16 protein-coding genes and 1 tRNA gene are annotated in these 13,291 nt (G+C 66.2%); 9 read left to right on the top strand and 8 right to left on the bottom strand.

All coding sequences use genetic code 11. The features are described 5' to 3' along the window. Both A5733_RS02780 and A5733_RS02775 read left to right on the top strand, forming a co-directional pair. Window positions 1–126 (top strand): MspA family porin (locus tag A5733_RS02780; protein ID WP_198938711.1); only part of this gene is annotated, 126 nt, incomplete at its 5' end. 103 nt (window positions 127–229) lie between these two features. Further along, window positions 230–649 carry a pyridoxamine 5'-phosphate oxidase family protein gene (locus tag A5733_RS02775; protein ID WP_076238986.1) on the top strand — a complete coding sequence of 140 codons (420 nt, stop codon included), beginning with the start codon at window positions 230–232 and terminating at the stop codon, window positions 647–649. A gap of 4 nt (window positions 650–653) precedes the next feature. Here the strand turns inward: A5733_RS02775 and A5733_RS02770 are convergent, their stop codons facing one another. The 5 genes from A5733_RS02770 to A5733_RS02750 are packed head-to-tail and all read right to left on the bottom strand — an operon-like array spanning window position 654 to window position 5,667. After that, window positions 654–1,484 (bottom strand): ABC transporter permease, encoded by an 831-nt coding sequence (locus A5733_RS02770; protein ID WP_067772220.1) that lies wholly within the window; start codon window positions 1,482–1,484, stop codon window positions 654–656. After that, window positions 1,481–2,407: a glycosyltransferase gene (locus tag A5733_RS02765; protein ID WP_076238993.1), complete on the bottom strand. Its 927-nt coding sequence runs from the start codon at window positions 2,405–2,407 to the stop codon at window positions 1,481–1,483. The genes A5733_RS02770 and A5733_RS02765 overlap by 4 nt, the downstream gene beginning before the upstream one ends. Further along, window positions 2,367–3,164: an ABC transporter ATP-binding protein gene (locus A5733_RS02760; RefSeq protein ID WP_076238985.1), complete on the bottom strand. Its 798-nt coding sequence runs from the start codon at window positions 3,162–3,164 to the stop codon at window positions 2,367–2,369. The genes A5733_RS02765 and A5733_RS02760 overlap by 41 nt, the downstream gene beginning before the upstream one ends. A gap of 7 nt (window positions 3,165–3,171) precedes the next feature. Beyond that, window positions 3,172–3,687, bottom strand: a complete 516-nt coding sequence (locus A5733_RS02755; protein WP_067772212.1) for a bacterial proteasome activator family protein — start codon at window positions 3,685–3,687, stop codon at window positions 3,172–3,174. 18 nt (window positions 3,688–3,705) lie between these two features. Next, a complete protein-coding gene (locus A5733_RS02750) occupies window positions 3,706–5,667 on the bottom strand; it encodes a DUF6541 family protein (protein WP_076238984.1) in 1,962 nt (653 codons plus the stop codon). Between the two features lie 125 nt (window positions 5,668–5,792). Between A5733_RS02750 and A5733_RS02745 the strand changes: the two genes are divergently transcribed. Beyond that, window positions 5,793–6,989 (top strand): cysteine desulfurase-like protein, encoded by a 1,197-nt coding sequence (locus A5733_RS02745; RefSeq protein WP_076238983.1) that lies wholly within the window; start codon window positions 5,793–5,795, stop codon window positions 6,987–6,989. A gap of 71 nt (window positions 6,990–7,060) precedes the next feature. On the opposite strand, the gene A5733_RS02740 is transcribed toward A5733_RS02745, so the two are convergent. After that, a complete protein-coding gene (locus tag A5733_RS02740; protein ID WP_076238982.1) occupies window positions 7,061–8,041 on the bottom strand; it encodes an NAD(P)H-quinone oxidoreductase in 981 nt (326 codons plus the stop codon). 67 nt (window positions 8,042–8,108) lie between these two features. Between A5733_RS02740 and A5733_RS02735 the strand changes: the two genes are divergently transcribed. Together A5733_RS02735 and A5733_RS02730 are read left to right on the top strand one after the other, a co-directional pair. Beyond that, window positions 8,109–8,621 (top strand): MarR family winged helix-turn-helix transcriptional regulator, encoded by a 513-nt coding sequence (locus tag A5733_RS02735; protein WP_067772198.1) that lies wholly within the window; start codon window positions 8,109–8,111, stop codon window positions 8,619–8,621. Window positions 8,622–8,641: 20 nt separating this feature from the next. Beyond that, window positions 8,642–8,731 (top strand) — tRNA-Ser (locus tag A5733_RS02730). Here the strand turns inward: A5733_RS02730 and A5733_RS02725 are convergent. Next, window positions 8,732–9,769 (bottom strand): linear amide C-N hydrolase, encoded by a 1,038-nt coding sequence (locus A5733_RS02725; RefSeq protein ID WP_076238981.1) that lies wholly within the window; start codon window positions 9,767–9,769, stop codon window positions 8,732–8,734. Window positions 9,770–9,998: 229 nt separating this feature from the next. Here A5733_RS02725 and A5733_RS02720 point away from each other — a divergent pair, with 229 nt between their 5' ends. From A5733_RS02720 to A5733_RS02710, 4 genes are read left to right on the top strand one after another with little or no spacing between them, the layout of a single operon-like run. Beyond that, window positions 9,999–10,916, top strand: a complete 918-nt coding sequence (locus A5733_RS02720; RefSeq protein ID WP_067772191.1) for an acyl-ACP desaturase — start codon at window positions 9,999–10,001, stop codon at window positions 10,914–10,916. Window positions 10,917–10,963: 47 nt separating this feature from the next. Continuing rightward, entirely contained in the window at window positions 10,964–11,104 is a 141-nt protein-coding gene (locus tag A5733_RS27405; RefSeq protein WP_157561337.1) for a hypothetical protein, read from the top strand. A gap of 50 nt (window positions 11,105–11,154) precedes the next feature. After that, complete coding sequence (locus A5733_RS02715) at window positions 11,155–11,571, top strand: hypothetical protein (protein WP_076238980.1); 417 nt, start codon at window positions 11,155–11,157, stop codon at window positions 11,569–11,571. After that, window positions 11,572–12,480 carry an NAD(P)-dependent oxidoreductase gene (locus tag A5733_RS02710; protein WP_076238979.1) on the top strand — a complete coding sequence of 303 codons (909 nt, stop codon included), beginning with the start codon at window positions 11,572–11,574 and terminating at the stop codon, window positions 12,478–12,480. Here the strand turns inward: A5733_RS02710 and A5733_RS02705 are convergent. Then, window positions 12,467–13,282: a crotonase/enoyl-CoA hydratase family protein gene (locus tag A5733_RS02705; RefSeq protein ID WP_076238978.1), complete on the bottom strand. Its 816-nt coding sequence runs from the start codon at window positions 13,280–13,282 to the stop codon at window positions 12,467–12,469. The two genes, A5733_RS02710 and A5733_RS02705, sit on opposite strands and share 14 nt — an antisense overlap. Window positions 13,283–13,291 lie beyond the last annotated feature (9 nt).

Below are 13,291 nucleotides of genomic sequence, written 5' to 3'. Positions count from 1 at the left end.
GTGTCCAACGCCCACGGCACGGTGACCGGTGCGGCCGGTGGTGTGTTGCTGCGGCCGTTCGCCCGGCTGATCGCCTCTACCGGTGACAGCGTCACCACCTACGGCGAGCCCTGGAACATGAACTGAGCACATGAAATGAGCACATAACCAACAGAAACAATCAGTCGGCGCGTCTTGCTTCTGCGGAAGCCTGGCGCGCCGATTGCTATCTGGCGGTTAGGGTTGCCCCATGACGCCGCAGGGCCCGGTTTCCGTGCTCGGGGAAGATGAGTGTTGGCAACTGCTGTCGAGTGTGACCCTGGGCCGTCTGGTCTCGACGATCGGCACCCGGCTTGAGATCTTCCCGGTCAACTTCGTCGTGCAGCGTCGCACCGTGCTGTTCCGGACCGCTGAGGGCACCAAGTTGATCAGCGCCCTGCTCAGCGACCGCGTGATGTTCGAAGTCGACGATCACACTGTCGTCGGCGGCTGGAGCGTGATCGTGCGCGGCGTGCCGCACCTCCTTGAGACGCCGGCCGAGATCGCCGAAGCCGAACAGGCCCAACTACTGTCCTGGCTGTCCACGACGAAGCGTCGGTATGTGCGTATCGAGCCGAGGGAGATCTCCGGCCGCCGATTCGTGTTCGGCCCCACGCCTGGCGACGTGTAGTGGCCTACACCCAGTACGGGACGCGGGCACGGTACTGGCGCATGGCGATCGCGGCGAACCCCCACCCGACCACCGTGAGCACCAGGACCACCAGCCAGTGGCGCACCTCCTGATCGGCACCCAACAGCGGGGCCCGCACGATGTCGAGGTAGTGCAGCAAGGGATTGATCTCGACGATCTTGGCCCAGGAACCGGCGCCCTGCTGCTGCAGTGTGGATTCGTTCCAGATGATCGGAGTCATGAAGAACAACAACTGAACCACTGACGCCAGCAGCGGACCGATGTCGCGGTAACGGGTGGCCAGGATGCCGAAACAGATCGACACCCACACGCAGTTCAGCACGATCAGCCCGAGCGCCGGGATGACGGCCAGATCAACCCATTTCCACGGTTTGGGATAGATGATCGCGATCACGACGAAGATGACGATGTTGTGTCCGAACAGGATCATCTGCCGCCACACCAAGCGGTACACATGCACCGACAGCGGTGTCGGAAGTTGTTTGATCAGGCCCTCATTGGCGATGAACACCTCGGAGCCTTCGAGGATGGAGGCGTTGATCAGGTTCCAGATGATCAGCCCGAGCGTGACGTAGGGCAGGTGCTCCTCAAGCGGCAGCTTGAACAGCTTCGAGTACAGCAGGCCCATGGCCACCGCGGTGGTGCCGGTGGCGATGGTGATCCAGAACGGCCCCAGCACACTGCGTCGGTAGCGCTGCTTGATGTCCTGCCAACCCAGGTGCAGCCACAGTTCACGTTTGCCGAAGCCCTCGGTGAGGTCGCGAACCGCCCGGGTCATCGTCTTGGAGTCGGACGCCGCGTCGGTAAAGCTCATCTCTGGAACCTTTCGCGTCTGCCCAACCGCCGCAGACGAATCCATTCACGCAGACCTGCGGGGTCGCGGCGGGACACCAGAAAGTACCAGCCGAAGCGCACCCACTCCTGCGGGACCAGCTTGCGTAACCCGGGTTGGGCCAGGAGGTAGCCGCGGTTGCGGTAGGTGAAGAACCGCTTGGTGTCGTTGTCGGGGTACTGGGTGTGCATCCGTCCGCCGAGGATCGGTTTGAACTCGTCTGTGCCACACGGATGCAGATAGCTTGCGGTCAAACATGTTCCGAACGGCAGGCCGGAGCGGACCAGGCGCCGGTGCAACTCCACCTCGTCACCGCGGACGAACAAGCGCAGATCCGGCACCCCGACGGCCTCCACTGTGGCGGCCCGGAACAGGGCGCCGTTGAACAGCGACGCGATGCCGGGCAGCAGGTCGCCCTCGCCTTCGGTGCGTAGTTCGCTGACCAACCGCCGCCAGACCAGCCCGCGGCGCAGCGGGAAGGCCAACCGCTGCGGCTCGTCGAGGTTGCACACCATCGGGGACACCTCGGCCAGGCTGTACTGCTCCGCACAGGCCAGCAGGGTCGACAGCACGGTGTCGTCGGCGGGACGGCCGTCGTCGTCGGCCAGCCAGATCCAATCGGCGCCCAAGGCCAATGCGTGCAGCATGCCCAACGCGAAACCGCCTGCGCCACCGAGGTTTCGACGCGAGCCGAGGTACGTCGAGGGCACCGGCTGTCCGGTGACCAGCTCGCGCACCGCGTCGTCGTCGTCGTTGTCGACGACGATCAAATGATCGGGCTTGCGGTCCTGCCCGGCCACCGCGGCCAGTGATTTGGCCAGCAGCTCACGCCGCCGGTGCGTGACGATGACGGCGATGACGATGTCAGGCGCCACGAGCCGTTTCCTCCAACACCTCACGCACATGCCGCGCTGCGTCCGGACCCTCGTAGGCGCCGACGACCTCTTCGATGCCGCCGGTCATCCGGATCGTGCCATGGTCGATCCACATCGCGGTCTTGCACAGGCGGGCCAGGAATTCGTTGGAATGGCTGGCGAACACCAGGATTCCCGACCGTTCCACCAGGCTCTGCAGCCGCGATTGTGCCTTCTTCAGGAACTCCGCGTCGACTGCACCAATGCCCTCGTCGAGCAGCAGGATCTCGGGGTCGATGCTGGTCACCACGCCCATCGCCAGGCGCACGCGCATACCGGTCGAGTAGGTGCGCAGTGGCATCGACAGGTACTCGCCAAGCTCGGTGAACTCGGCGATCTCGTCGACCTTGGCCAGCATCTGCTTGCGCGTCTGCCCGAGGAACAGTCCGCGGATGATGATGTTCTCGAATCCGGAGATCTCCGGGTCCATCCCGACGCCCAGATCGAACACCGGGGCCACTCGGCCGCTCACCGTGGCCGAGCCCCGCGTCGGCTCGTAGATTCCCGAAAGTAGCCGCAGCAGTGTGGATTTCCCGGCGCCGTTGTGGCCGACGAGACCGACTCGGTCGCCCATCTTCAGTGACATCGTGATGTCGCGGAGCGCTTCGATCACGACGACGTTGGACTCGTTTCGTCCGATGGCGCCGCCGGCCTTGCCCAGGAACGCCTTCTTCAGCGAGCGCGTCTTGGCATCGAAGATAGGGAACTCAACCCACGCTTGGTGCGTCGAGATGTACGGATCGGACAACGCAGACCTACAGGTACTGGCCGGTGCCGGGGTGCGACGGGCCGCCGCGCTGCCCGCCCGGGCCCTGCAGCCCCGGCGGGAGGGCGCCCTGACGCATCTGCTCGAGCTGGGCGCGGGCGGCCATCTGCTGGGCGAACAATGCCGTCTGGATGCCGTGGAAGAGCCCTTCCAGCCAGCCGACCAGCTGTGCCTGGGCGATGCGCAGCTCGGCGTCCGAGGGGACGCTGTCGTCGGTGAACGGCAGCGTCAGCCGCTCGAGTTCCTCTCGCAGCTCCGGTGCCAGGCCGTCCTCGAGCTCACTGATGCTGGTCCGGTGGATGTCGCGCAGCCGGTTGCGGCTGGCCTCGTCGAGCGGAGCTGCCCGCACCTCCTCCAGCAATTGCTTGATCATGGTGCCGATGCGCATCACCTTCGCCGGTTGTTCGACTAGGTCGGTCAGCGACTTGCCGTCAGCGTCGGCATCGGACTCACCGGCCGTGCTGGCCAGGATCTCGATGTTGTCGTCGTCGGGGTTGATGGTCATGGCCTTTCCTTTGGCTCGTCAGTTCGTCGCCCTGGTTGCCGCGTTCTCGCCATGCCAGCGGTAGATGCGGTCCTCACCGTTGTCGAAGATCTTCTCCCACGACCGTGAGCGTTCTAGCGACACTAGTCCGTCCGGCATGACGAAACCTCGGACCACCGGGGTGCTGGTGATCACGTAGCGGATGTTCAGCGCGTCGACTGCCTCAGCAACTCTCGGATCGGTGTCGGCATCATCTGCGTATGCCCAGAAAATGAACCGGTGATACCCGGGCCCTTGCTGCACCGGGTAGTCGTAGTGGGTCCACAGCGGGTGCAGCCCGGAAACCGCGTACATCCAGGCGGTGCCGTCGGTGTTGGCGTCGCCGATCAAGGTGGTGTGCGCGTCGGGCAGCTGGGCCAGATAGGCGAACGCCTCCAGGTCTTTGGCACCGATCATCACCGAGTCGTACTTCTGGCCGAACAGGTACTGGTGCCGGGGGAAGTAGTGCCAGGCCAGCCCGACGGCGGTGGCGACGAGCGCCACGGCGGCCGTCGCCCTGATCCACGTGGGGCGTGCCCCGGCCCGCCGCGCCAGCATCGCGGCGAGCAGCACCACGGTGCGCAGGCCGATCGCGGCCATCGGTGCGTAGAGCATCGCGACCACGGCCGACAGCCGGCGCGGATCGCTGTAGAACAGATCGCTGAACGTGCCGGTGATCACCCCGAGTGGCCCGCCGAAGGGCGCGCCGGAATGCACGATCGAGGCGATCAGGATCAGCCAGACCACCACGGGCCACCAGATCCGTTTGAACAGCAGGACCAGTCCGCCGATGGCGGCCAACGCGAGGATCGCGTTCTGGCTCGGGAAGTCGTTGAGGTGACGGGTGTGCTGGAAGACCGCGGCGAACAGCGAGAACTTCTTACCCAGGTGGTTGACGAAGGCGTGCCCGACGATGATGTCGGTTTGCCCGATCACGCTGAGGAACTGCGGGAGCAGGATCAGCAGGCCGGGTATGGCGACTGCGGACAAGGCCAGGAAGTCGGTCAGCCGACCGCGGACCGGGTGCCACAGGGCGTCGGCCAGCCACCAGATGCCGACCAGCAACACGGTCACCACACCGCCGGTGAGATGCACGGAGAAGACGCCGACGGTGGCCAGCACGGCCAAGCCGATGCGGTCGCGGTGTGCGGGCGTCGAGACGATCAGCGCGAACACCGGCACCGCGAGCCCGTAGGCGACCAGGTTGGGCATCGCCGCCACATCGAACTCGACGTAGGGCAGCGCGGTGAACGAGGCGGCCAGCGCCCCGGCAGTGGCCGCCGCGACGGCTGAGCGCACCTCGCTGGTGCGCGGGCGGACGATCTTCCACGTCAGCACCGCGGCGCTGACCGGGAACAGCCATACCGCCGCGGCGACCGAACTGACGGTGTAAGCGGTGGTCGCGGCGGCGCCGGTGAGCTGGGAGTAGACCGCGGCCAAGGCATGGAAGGCCGACGGGTAGTAGAGCGCGTCGTGGGTCTCGACGTTACGCAGTTCACCCATGTGGGTGGGCGAGGCCTGGCCGGTGTCGAGAATCCACCGGATGGTGTTGGCGTGCCACACCGAATCCCAGGTGCTGGGGATCGACTGCCAGTGCACGAGTCCGGTGAGCGCCGCCGCGCCGATCAGTGCGGCACCGAGAAGTACGCCGGCCGCCACCAGCAAGGCCGGACGCGTTGCCACTCCCGACGCTTCGGCGTCCGGGTCGCGATAGCGGGCCAGGAGCCTGCGCAACCCGGCGGCAACTGCGCAAACCAGGGCCACAGCAAACAAAGCCGTCCACGCGTTCCACGGCACGCCGACCGCTCCGAGCGGGACGATCACCAACGCGACGGTGCCATAGGTCAAGGCTGGGCCCACCGTCACCGCGATCGGCACGGGCAGCCCGCCCACCCTGGCTATCAGCGCCCCGGGGATCACCAGCAACAACAGTGCGATTAGCACTCCGAACCCGAAGCCCACTGGACTAGTATGGCTGCCCAGGGTGACCCGGTCCGAGCATGGTCTCGCCAAGTGCAAACGTGCCGTCGGGCGCTCCCCAAATCGTGTCGGTTTGTGATATCTGCGGACGCTCTAAGGTGGCTGGCATGGCATACGACGTCGCCCGGGTGCGGGGTCTGCACCCGTCTTTGGGCGATGGGTGGGTTCACTTTGATGCCCAGAACGGCATGTTGGTGCCCGATTCCGTCGCGACGACGGTCTCTACCGCCTTTCGCGGCTCGATGCCCACCGCTGTGGGACCGCACCCGTCGGCCCGCCGCAGCGCGGCAGTCCTGGCCGCCGCCCGCCAGGCTGTGGCGGATCTGGTCAATGCCGATCCTCGCGGCGTGGTGCTGGGTGCAGATCGTGCACAGCTGCTGACTTCTCTGGCCGAGGCGTCCTCGAGCCGCGTCGGGCTCGGCTACGAGGTGGTGGTCACCCGCCTGGACGACGAGGCAAATATCGCCCCGTGGCTGCGGGCGGCGAATCGTTATGGCGCCAAGGTCAAGTGGGCCGAGGTCGACATCGAAACCGGCGAACTGCCGTCGTGGCAGTGGGAGGGGTTGATCGACAAGCCGACTCGGCTGGTGGCGATCGCCTCGGCCTCGTCGACCCTGGGCACGGTCACCGATCTGAGCGAGGTGACCAAGCTCACCCACGAGGTTGGCGGAATGGTCGTCGTCGACCACTCGGCGGCGGCGCCGTACCGGCTCATCGACATCAACGAGATCGATGCCGACGTCGTCGCGCTCAACGCGGTGCCCTGGGGAGGCCCGCCGGTGGGGGCCCTGGTGTTCCGCGATCCGTCGACCATCGATTCGTTGGGTTCGGTATCGCTGAACCCGCAGGCCACCGGTCCGGCCCGCCTCGAGGTGGGGATGCATCAGTACGGGCTGCTGGGCGGGGTGGTTGCCAGCATCGAGTACCTGTCCAACCTGGATGACACGGCCAGCGGCTCGCGACGTGAACGGCTCGCGGTGTCGATGCAGTCGGCCGGCGCGTACCTGGACCGGCTGTTCGAGTATCTGGTCGCCTCGCTGCGCTCGCTGCCGCTGGTGATGGTGATCGGCAGGCCCGAGTCCCAGATTCCCGTGCTCAGCTTCGTCGTGCGTGACATCCCCGCCGAGCGGGTGGTGCAGCGGTTGGCCGACAACGGCATCCTGGCGATCTCGAATGCCAGCTCGCGGGTGCTCGACGTGATCGGTGTGAACGACATCGGCGGCGCGGTGACGGTCGGGCTGTCGCACTACTCGACGGGTGCCGAGGTGGATCAGCTGGTGCGGGCCCTGGCCTCGTTGGGCTGAGCCCGCCCCGGCGTCGTTCATTCTGCGTCCACGGCGCAAAAGTGCGAGAGGGCTGCGCCGTAGCCGCAGGGTCAACCCACCGTCAGCACGATCTTTCCCGCCACCTCGCCGGAGGCCAGCAGTTCGTGGGCTTGCTGGGCCTGGTCGATGGGAAGTTCGGCGCCGATGATCGGGCGTACCCGCCCGTCGGCGATCATCGGCCAGACGTTGTCCACCACCGCAGCGACGATCCCGGCCTTACCGCTGGGGCCGTCGACCGGGCGGGACCGCAGAGCCGTGCCGATCACCCCCGCGCGCTTGCCGATCAGCTTGGCGATGTTGAGTTCTCCCTTGATCCCGCCCTGCATGCCGATGATCACCAGCCGGCCGCCGTCGGCGAGTGCGTCGACATTGCGGTCGAGGTAGGCCGCACCCATGATGTCGAGGATCACGTTGGCGCCCGCCCCGCCGCTCTCGGTGCGTATCCGCTCGACGAAATCCTCGTCGCGGTAGTTGATCGTCACGTCGGCGCCCAGCTCGCTGCACAGCGCGAGTTTCTCGGTCGAGCCGGCGGTCACGGCGACCCGGACCCCGAGTGCGCGAGCCACCTGGGTGGCGTGGGTGCCGATACCGCTGGCGCCGCCGTGCAGCAGCAGAAGACGACCTGCCGACAATCCCGCGGTGTCCACCAGGTTCGACCACACCGTGCAGGCCACCTCGGGCAGACCCGCAGCGGCGGTCAGAGCAACGCCATCTGGCACTGGCAGCACCTGCGCTGCCGGCACCGCGACGTACTCGGCGTAGCCGCCACCGGCAAGCAATGCGCATACCGGTTGCCCAACTGACCAGTCGGCGACGTCCGCGCCGACAGCGGCGATGGTGCCCGCTACTTCTAGCCCGATGATCTCGCTGGCCCCTGGTGGGGGCGGGTACTTGCCGGCGGCCTGTAGCAAGTCCGCCCGGTTCACGCCCGCTGCATGGACCCTGATCAAAACCTCATTGTTTGCTGGAGCGATATCAGCGACGTTTTCCCAGGTCAGATGCCCCTCCGAGGAGGCCACAATTGCATGCATTTATTCAACGCTACAAGCATCCGGTTTCGGCCGCGCAGCAATACTTACGTCGCTTACGATTGCGCCCATGGTGGGGATGATTGCGGGGCGCACGGCTGGCGACATGCCGGGCCTGGACATCGCTGAGCAGAGGTCGTGGCAGAACTATCTGGACTCGGCCTTACGTATGTACGCGACCTTGAATCGGTCGCTGGTGGACGCGCATCACCTGACACTCAACGATGTGCGCCTGCTCGACATCTTGGACAAGTCACCGACCGGCTCTGCGCGCATGGGCGATCTGGCCGAACGCCTGATGTCGCTGCCCAGCCGGGTGACTCGCCAGATCCGCCGCTTGGAAGTGCAGAACCTGGTGACCAGGTGCGCCAGTCCCGACGATGGGCGCGGGGTGGTCGCCTCGATCACCGAAGAAGGCCGAGCTGCTGTGCGTGAGGCGATGGTGACCTACGGACAAGGCGTCCGCGCGCACTTTCTCGGCCGGCTCTCCCGTCCGCAGATCGCCGCGATGGGGGAGAACTGCCGGCGCATCAGCGTCGCGTTGAAGAACGGATCGCCGCCCGCTCACATCGGTCGGGTCTGACACCCCGTACTCTTGTCGGCGGTGGCGTGGCAGAGCGGCCTAATGCACTCGCCTTGAAAGCGAGAGACGGCTAACACCGTCCGGGGGTTCAAATCCCTCCGCCACCGCCATCAGGTTGCGTGCTTCGCGGAGGCCTCCAGTGCCTCCATGATCTTCACGGACAGGAACGTCAAGGGGCCGTCGTCCTCGAACTTGTCGGCGACGTTTCCCGCGATGCCGCCCTCGATGGACAGCTTGCTCGTGAGGTCGAGCTTGAGCTGTGGACTGCCCTCGGAGAAGTCGAGATCGGCGAGGTCGACCCACACGATGTTGGGTCTGGTGGTGGACTCATAGACGTACCGCTTGTTGGTCAGGTCCAGGACGGTCTGCCAAATGGTTTGTGAGGCATCGGGTTTGCCGGGGTCGGGGATGCGGAAGGGCTGTGCGGCGTTCCGGATCACCGAGAACATGCCGGCGATGGCCTCGACCTGGGTGTTCGGGGTGGGGAGCCGCTCGGCGTAGTAGCTCGCCCGGGCGAATCGGTCACTGGCCAGGGTGGATCCGGGGAGCGGTTGGTCACCGCCGAGACCGGTGAACGACTTCACCAGCTCGAGCTGCCGATCGAAGGTCGGCGAGTTCGTCATCACCGTGAACTCCTTCGAGTGGTACACCCGTGCGTGCCCGTCGACATACTCGACGATCGCGGAGTCGCCGGCCGCGTCGTCGAGTGCCAGGTGCAGGCCCGGGCGGGCGCCGCCGGTGGGGTCGTCCATCTGCACCACCTGCACATCGGTCTGGGCGATCCAAGCGACGGCCTCGGCGACGGTGGCGAAGTTGTCGAGGAAGTACTGCAGCCAGATAGCTTGGCCGAGTTGGGGTCTCGAGTCATCCGGCTTGCCGTAGTCGGACTCGGCCAGCCACAGGATGTGCCCCGCCAGTCCCGCTTCGTTCATCCCGTCCACGGAGGTGATGTCGAAGGCCGTGGCCACGACGCTGCCGTATTGGGAGGTCCAGGTGAGCTTGCCCGAAACGGCGTCGTCACGCTCTACGCCGCGGGGCTGCTTCCACAGATTGCTCATCAGATCCTTATGGAAGTCCATGTTCCTGCCGACCAAGACGGAGTTCCCGGTCTTGCCGCCGGTGTCCGGCCAGATGACTCGTGTGCACATGCGAGTGACCTTATCGATCGAGTTCCACTCGCAGGTGGATGCGACGGCAGCACACCAGGTTCGGTCTACGTGAGGTCGAGGATCGCTGCGCCGTGTCCTACGTCTGGGCGGTACTCGTCGAGGTCAAGCGACCCTGCGGTAGAAATCGACGCGAAACCTAACCTACGGTTCCGTAACCTACGGTAGCGTAGGTTGGGATCGGACGCGTTGAACGAATGGGAGGACAGGAATGGACGCCCAGAGCGGAGTGCTCCACGAACTCGAACCGGTTGTCGCGAGCAACCTCGACCGGCATCTGTCGATGGCGCGGGAATGGTTCCCGCACGACTATGTGCCATGGAGTCGTGGACGTGACTTCGGCTTCCTCGGCGGCGAGGATTGGCGGCCGGAGGATTCGCCGCTGGACCCGGTCGCCAAGGTGGCCATGACGGTCAACCTGCTGACCGAGGACAACCTGCCGTCGTATCACCGGGAGATCGCCACCCGCTTCTCTCGTGATGGCGCGTGGGGCAGCTGGGTCGGGCAGTGGACGGCAGAGGAAGGCCGGCACAGTATCGCGTTGCGTGACTACCTCGTCGTCACCCGTGGCGTGGATCCCGTTGCCCTGGAACGTCTTCGGATGGAGCACACGGTCGCCGGGTACGACTCGGGGGACAAGACGCCGCTGGCGGCGATGGCCTATGTGTCATTCCAGGAGTTGGCCACCCGGGTGTCGCATCGCAACACCGGGCGAGCCTCGGGCTGCCCGATCGCCGATCAGCTGCTCGCCCGGATCGCGACCGACGAGAACCTGCACATGGTCTTCTACCGCAACCTCATGGCGGCCGCGCTGGACATCGCGCCCGACGCCGCGATGGCGGCCATCCGCGACGAGGTGTTGAACTTCGCCATGCCGGGCATCGGCATGACCGACTTCGCCTCGAACGCGATCACCATCGCCAAAGCCGGGATCTACGATCTGCGGGTCCATCACGACGACGTGTTACAGCCCGTCCTGCGCTTCTGGCGCGTGTTCGACAGAACCGATTTCGGGCCCGAGGGGGAGAAGGCCCGGGAGGAGCTCGCCCAGTTCCTCGACGCACTCGACGAGCGGGCGCGGTTCTACGAGGAGAAGCGCCAGCGCCAGGAGGTCGGTGCGGCCTCCTGACGGCGCACGCTATTGTTCGGTCACATCTGTCGGATAGGGGAGAGTTAGTGACGGAACAAGAGCAGCAACTGACGTTCGGGCAGAAGGCCAAGTTGTATTTGCAGGCTGCAGGCGCGTTCGCCCGTAATCCGAAGGCGCTGGTCGCTCTTGTGAAGTACAAGCTCGCTGAGCGCAAGTCGGCCAAATAGGCCGCACTGACGCGCTACGCCGGCGGCCACCGCAGGGTTAGCGTGATGACATGGCCAACGCCGCGGGCCCGGTGACCCACACCCGGCGCTACCCAGAAGTGGTCCTCGCTGTGTTCGGCGTCTACTCGGTGGCGCTGGGCGTGTTCATGCTCGTGGCCCCCGGCGTGTTTTTCGAAACCCTCGGTGCATTCGGCACGCGCAACGACCACTACATCTTCGACAATGCGTCCTTCGAACTGCCGCTCGGTTTACTGATGCTGGCCGCGCTCAGATGGCGTAGCTGGCGGGTGCCGGCGTTAGCCTTCGCCACCGCGCACTGGGCGTTGCACGCGCTGAGCCATCTGGTCGACACCGACCATGCCGCCGGCAGTTGGGTCGGCTGGCTGGAAGCCGGCGGCCTGGTGTTCACCACGGTGCTGTTGGCAATCGCCTTGCGGGCCAGCCTGTCTGACGACAGGGAGCGATAGATGCGTGTCCTTGTGGCCGGTGCGACGAGCGTCCCGGGAATCCCGTTGCTACGGGAACTCAATGCGCGTGGTCACGAGGTGATCGGGGTGACGCGCTCGTCGGGCAAGGCCGCGCAGATCTCCGCCGAAGGCGCCGAACCCGTGGTGGCCGACGTGCTCGACGCCCATCAGATCGACTCGGTAGTGGGCGAATTCAAGCCCGAGGCAGTGGTGAGCCTGCTGACCACCCTGCCCAAGCTGGGCCCCATGCGGATCAAGGACTTCGATCCGGCCAAGCAGCTGTGGCGCCGCGGTGCCGGTAATCTCGTCGCCGCAGCGCAACGGGCCGGGGTGCGCCGGGTGGTCGCCGAGTCGGTGATCTTCGCGTATGGCTACCCGACGGCCGGGCCGGACCGGATCGACGAAACCGACCCGTACTTCGGTCGGCCGCCACCGCGTGGAGAACAGATGCTGGAGGCGTTGCGGGGGATGGAACGCAACGTGCTGGCCTCGGGGCAGACGAGTGGGACCGACGGAATCGTGTTGCGCTACGGCGTCTTCTACGGCCCCGGCGTCACTCATGACGACATGTTCCACCGGTTGGCCACCTGGTGGGCGATGCCGGCGATGACCGGTAACGGGATGCTGTCCTGGGTGCACATCGACGACGTCGCCCGCGTCACCGCCGATGCCCTCGACAAGGGCCGGGGCGGCCAGATCTACAACGTCGTCGACGACCGGCCCCAGTCCTTCGGCGATTACATCCGGGAACTGAACGCGAAGCGGAACCGGCCCCGCCCGTGGCCGCTGCCGCGGTCGGTGGTCAAACTCGTCGCCCCGTACGCCGCGACCGCCTTCGGCTCCACCTGGCTGCCGCTGTCGAATGCGAAGGCCAAAGCCGAGCTCGGCTGGACGCCTATTCCCCGGTGAACTGGGGCGGGCGCTTCTGGAACATCGCGGTGACCGCCTCGGCCAGATCCTTCGACGGCAGGAACGCCGAATTCCACGCGGCCACGTACCGCAGGCTCTCGGCCACCCTGGCGGTGCGCTGTTGGTCGAGCACGTCCTTCACCCCGGCGACGGTCAGCGGCGGGTTGGCGGCGATCTCAGCGGCCGTGGCGTGCGCGGCCGCCAGTGAGGCGTCGGCGTCGTCGTACACGTCGTTGACCAGACCGATCTTCTCGGCGTGCGCCGCGTCCACGTCCTTACCCGTCAACACCAGCTCGCGCAGGTGTCCGTCGGACAGGATCAGCGGCAGTCGCGCCAGGCTGCCCACGTCGGCGACGATGGCTAGTTTGGTCTCGCGCACCGAGAACTTGGCGTCGGCGCTGGCGTAGCGGATGTCCACCGCACTGATCAGATCCACGCCACCGCCGATGCACCAGCCGTGGATCGAGGCGATGGTCGGGGTGCGGCAGTCGGCGACGGCGGTGATGGCGCCCTGCATCTTCAGCAGCCGCTTGTGGAACCCGGCGCGATCGGCGGCACCCGCGTCTAGCCCGGGCATCTCGGCACCCATCGCCGGCAGGTCCAGGCCGTAGCTGAAGTTCTTGCCCGACCCGGTCAGCACGATCGCACGCACCTCGGGGTCGGCGTCGAGAGTGCCGAACACGTCGGGCATCTCGGCCCAGAACGCCGGGCCCATCGCGTTGCCCTTGCCGGGGCCGAGCAGCGTCACCTGTGCGACGTGATCTTTGATCTCGACGGAGACGGACTCGTACGTGTCAGCCATGGGTATCTC

It is taken from the genome of Mycobacterium sp. NS-7484 (assembly GCF_001953975.1).
GTDB lineage: Bacteria > Actinomycetota > Actinomycetes > Mycobacteriales > Mycobacteriaceae > Mycobacterium.
This window is presented reverse-complemented; position numbering and strand designations above follow the sequence as displayed.

Coding starts and splice junctions, on each gene's coding strand:
- A5733_RS02705 (WP_076238978.1), bottom strand. CDS start 13,282: ATGGCTGACACGTACGAGTCCGTCTCCGTCGAGATCAAAGATCACGTC.
- A5733_RS02735 (WP_067772198.1), top strand. CDS start 8,109: ATGGTGGGGATGATTGCGGGGCGCACGGCTGGCGACATGCCGGGCCTG.
- A5733_RS02740 (WP_076238982.1), bottom strand. CDS start 8,041: ATGCATGCAATTGTGGCCTCCTCGGAGGGGCATCTGACCTGGGAAAAC.
- A5733_RS02715 (WP_076238980.1), top strand. CDS start 11,155: ATGGCCAACGCCGCGGGCCCGGTGACCCACACCCGGCGCTACCCAGAA.
- A5733_RS02720 (WP_067772191.1), top strand. CDS start 9,999: ATGGACGCCCAGAGCGGAGTGCTCCACGAACTCGAACCGGTTGTCGCG.
- A5733_RS02710 (WP_076238979.1), top strand. CDS start 11,572: ATGCGTGTCCTTGTGGCCGGTGCGACGAGCGTCCCGGGAATCCCGTTG.
- A5733_RS02745 (WP_076238983.1), top strand. CDS start 5,793: ATGGCATACGACGTCGCCCGGGTGCGGGGTCTGCACCCGTCTTTGGGC.
- A5733_RS02725 (WP_076238981.1), bottom strand. CDS start 9,769: ATGTGCACACGAGTCATCTGGCCGGACACCGGCGGCAAGACCGGGAAC.
- A5733_RS02770 (WP_067772220.1), bottom strand. CDS start 1,484: ATGAGCTTTACCGACGCGGCGTCCGACTCCAAGACGATGACCCGGGCG.
- A5733_RS02775 (WP_076238986.1), top strand. CDS start 230: ATGACGCCGCAGGGCCCGGTTTCCGTGCTCGGGGAAGATGAGTGTTGG.
- A5733_RS02755 (WP_067772212.1), bottom strand. CDS start 3,687: ATGACCATCAACCCCGACGACGACAACATCGAGATCCTGGCCAGCACG.
- A5733_RS02765 (WP_076238993.1), bottom strand. CDS start 2,407: ATGTGCGTGAGGTGTTGGAGGAAACGGCTCGTGGCGCCTGACATCGTC.